The organism is Pseudoduganella sp. R-43, from assembly GCF_049913255.1.
In the GTDB taxonomy this organism is placed as follows: domain Bacteria; phylum Pseudomonadota; class Gammaproteobacteria; order Burkholderiales; family Burkholderiaceae_D; genus Rugamonas.
In genome coordinates this window covers 1,984,700-1,987,523 of the sequence record NZ_CP183988.1, presented here as the reverse complement: position 1 = coordinate 1,987,523, position 2,824 = coordinate 1,984,700, and the positions used below count along the sequence as shown (strand labels likewise).

Sequence of the window (2,824 nt, the reverse complement as noted above, 5' to 3'; positions counted from 1 at the left end):
GGCTACCTTATCTTAATAAATTTACAATTACTGAGGCAGCATTTCGCATGTCCTCAAGCAATATATCCATGGATTTTTAGAAAAGTTTAGCGATGTAGTAAGTTTTTTTTCACAGCTGCCGGGCGGCTGACGGAATGATGCGGCCGCAGCGCGCGATGCGGGGGTGGTATTCTACGGCCCCTATGAATCATTCGCCCTACATCGGCCGCTTTGCGCCCTCCCCGACCGGACCGCTGCACCTTGGTTCCCTGGTGGCGGCCATGGCCAGTTATCTCGACGCCAGGGTCCACGGCGGCCAATGGCTGGTGCGCGTGGAAGACGTTGACCGCGACCGCAACGTGGAAGGCGCCGACCAGCACATCCTCGCTTCGCTGCAACGCTGCGGCATGCAATGGGATGGCGAAGTCACCTGGCAAACCCAACGCGAGGGTCTATACGAAGCGGCGCTGCGCCAGTTGGGCGACAACATCTATCCGTGTGGCTGCTCGCGCAAGGAAATCGCGGATTCCCAACTGCGCCAGGGCCAAGCCGGCAACCCCAACCTGGTCTATCCCGGCACTTGCCGCAACGGACTGGCACCCGGCCGCACGGCGCGCGCGCTTCGCCTGCGCACGCCGCAGGAACCACACTGCGTGATCCACTTCCACGACCGATTCGCCGGCGACATCAGCCAGGACATCACGGCTGAAGTGGGCGACTTCGTGGTACGACGCGCCGACGGCTTCTGGGCCTATCAACTTGCCGTCGTGGTGGACGATGGCGCGCAAGGCATCACCGACATCGTGCGCGGGTCCGACCTGCTTGACTCGACGCCGCGCCAGATTTTCCTGCAACAGCTGCTTGGCTTGCCGCAGCCGCGTTACCTGCATTTGCCACTAGTGGTTACTGCCGACGGCGAGAAGCTGTCCAAGCAGACCGGCGCGCAAGCCTTCGATACCGGTGCGCCGGCCGAAAGCCTGCTCGGCAGCGCATTGCTGCCTGCCGCGCGATTCCTCGGGCTCGACGTGAAGGCCGGCAATATCGACGCCTTCTGGCGCGCGGCTGTTCCGGCCTGGGACGCAGTGCTGCGAGCCCACGGTGAGACGCCGCACAGACCATAAGCAGGGCCCGCCGCATACTGGCCTCACCAAGCGAAAGGAGGTGGGCCATGCGGCAATTACTGATCTCTTGCGCCTTGTGCGCCATGGCGCTACCGGCAACCGCCGAGGACAATTTCTTCCGCTGCGTCGACAACCAGGGCGTCGTCATGCTGACCGACCGGCCTTGTGAGAACGTGCCGAACGGCGCCCGGCCCATGCTGGAAAAGGAGCATTTCGTCCTGCCGCCATCCGAACAGACGCGCAGCCAGTGGGTGAATAAAGCGCCGGTTCACGTCTCGCCGAAAATCGATGTTCAGACCTTGCGCATGGCGCGGCAAGTCCTCGAGCTTCGCGACAAGGTCGCCAGCGCAAAATAAGGCCAGCCTTAGCGCCGGCTGTTCTCCTCGTCCAGCGGCAGCAACAGCATGCAGCCTGCCGCTGCACCATGCACGATCGGCAGCAGCAGCAAGGTAATCTGGGCAGGGGCCTCCGGATCGCTGACGGAGAAGTAAGTGATTGCCACTGCCATCACAATGGGCGCCAAGGGCAATACCGCCGCCGACAAGTTGGCGGGGTTCAGGCGGCGCACCGCCAGCAGGTTCAGCAGCAGTGCCACCAGGTAGAGGGCGCGGTACACCCATTCGGAACGGGCGGTGGCAAAGTGCACCCCTGCAAGCATCCCTTGCATAAGCAACCCGAGCAATAACGTCAGTAGAAGCGCGGGCAAGGCTGAGCGTTCCATGATCACGTTGGCCTCCATCGTCACTGAAAGTAACAAAGCAGCTTCTATGCCACGCTTATGTGTCAGGGGGAACCGGGCCGTGCGTTGCGGAATTGCTCGATTTCTGTAAGGAATTTCGACATCCAACGCTTGAAGCCGGCGGGTGAATGTTGCGGCGCGGTATAATAGCGGGCTTGTCTTTTGGATATCGGTTTCAGAGAAGAAGATGCACACTACGCCAGACACCCGCCCCGCCGTTGTACTTCTGCACAGTTCGCTTAGTTCGCGCAGCCAGTGGACCACCCTGATGGCCGAGCAAGAAGCCAATTATCGCTTTATCGCAATCGATCTGTTGGGTTATGGCAAGTCCGCCTTCCCGACCGAAGCTGCTGCCGCCGGCTACACCCTGGCGCATGAAGCCGATGCCGTGGCGGCCGCCCTGGCTTCCCATCTTGATGCCGGCGAGCAATTCCACCTGGTTGGCCATTCCTACGGCGGCGCCACCGCCCTGCGCCTGGCGCGCCAGATGCGCGACCGCGTCCTGTCGCTGTCCGTGTTCGAACCGGTCGCCTTCCACCTGCTGCCAGCCAGCGATGCCGGGCGCCAGGAAATCGAGGCCGTGGTGGCAAGTATCAACGCTGCGGAAAGCGCGGAAGACGCCACCCGTACCTTCATCGATTACTGGAACCGCGCCGGCGCCTTCGACTCCCTGCCGGAAGTTCAGCGCCACCGCTTCACCAATGGCATCGCCAAGGTCAAGCTGGACTTCGTCGCCCTGCTCGGCGAACCGGCCCGCGTGCCAGACATGGCGCAACTGGACCTGCCGGCACTGGTGATGGCCGGCGCCAAAGGCCCGGCCTCCACCCGCCGCGTGGCCGAAACCCTGGCTGCCGCACTGCCGCAAGCGCAGTTCACGCTGACCGCCGGCGGCCATATGGCGCCGATCACCCACGCGGCCGACGTCAACCAGGCGCTGCTCGGCTTCCTCGAAAACCAGCGCTTGATCGCTTGACACCGTTGGTCG

Annotated in this window: 4 protein-coding genes; 3 read left to right on the top strand and 1 reads right to left on the bottom strand. The window is 62.7% G+C overall.

The window, feature by feature from the left end:
- The first annotated feature begins 182 nt into the window (after window positions 1-182).
- Entirely contained in the window at window positions 183-1,100 is a 918-nt protein-coding gene (gluQRS, locus tag ACN9M3_RS09105) for a tRNA glutamyl-Q(34) synthetase GluQRS (RefSeq protein WP_426321939.1), read from the top strand.
- Window positions 1,101-1,147: 47 nt separating this feature from the next.
- Complete coding sequence (locus ACN9M3_RS09100) at window positions 1,148-1,456, top strand: DUF4124 domain-containing protein (RefSeq protein WP_426170077.1); 309 nt, start codon at window positions 1,148-1,150, stop codon at window positions 1,454-1,456.
- Between the two features lie 8 nt (window positions 1,457-1,464).
- Here ACN9M3_RS09100 and ACN9M3_RS09095 read toward each other — a convergent pair whose 3' ends face one another.
- The gene (locus tag ACN9M3_RS09095) at window positions 1,465-1,767 is read right to left on the bottom strand and encodes a hypothetical protein (RefSeq protein ID WP_426321937.1); all 303 of its coding nucleotides are present in this window, start codon (window positions 1,765-1,767) and stop codon (window positions 1,465-1,467) included.
- A gap of 259 nt (window positions 1,768-2,026) precedes the next feature.
- On the opposite strand from ACN9M3_RS09095, the gene ACN9M3_RS09090 reads away from it, so the two are divergent.
- A complete protein-coding gene (locus ACN9M3_RS09090; protein WP_426321935.1) occupies window positions 2,027-2,812 on the top strand; it encodes an alpha/beta fold hydrolase in 786 nt (261 codons plus the stop codon).
- Window positions 2,813-2,824 lie beyond the last annotated feature (12 nt).

What these genes read in the sequence shown, in the direction of transcription:
- gluQRS (WP_426321939.1), top strand. Translation starts at nt 183, where the DNA reads ATGAATCATTCGCCCTACATCGGCCGCTTTGCGCCCTCCCCGACCGGA.
- ACN9M3_RS09100 (WP_426170077.1), top strand. Translation starts at nt 1,148, where the DNA reads ATGCGGCAATTACTGATCTCTTGCGCCTTGTGCGCCATGGCGCTACCG.
- ACN9M3_RS09095 (WP_426321937.1), bottom strand. Translation starts at nt 1,767, where the DNA reads ATGCAAGGGATGCTTGCAGGGGTGCACTTTGCCACCGCCCGTTCCGAA.
- ACN9M3_RS09090 (WP_426321935.1), top strand. Translation starts at nt 2,027, where the DNA reads ATGCACACTACGCCAGACACCCGCCCCGCCGTTGTACTTCTGCACAGT.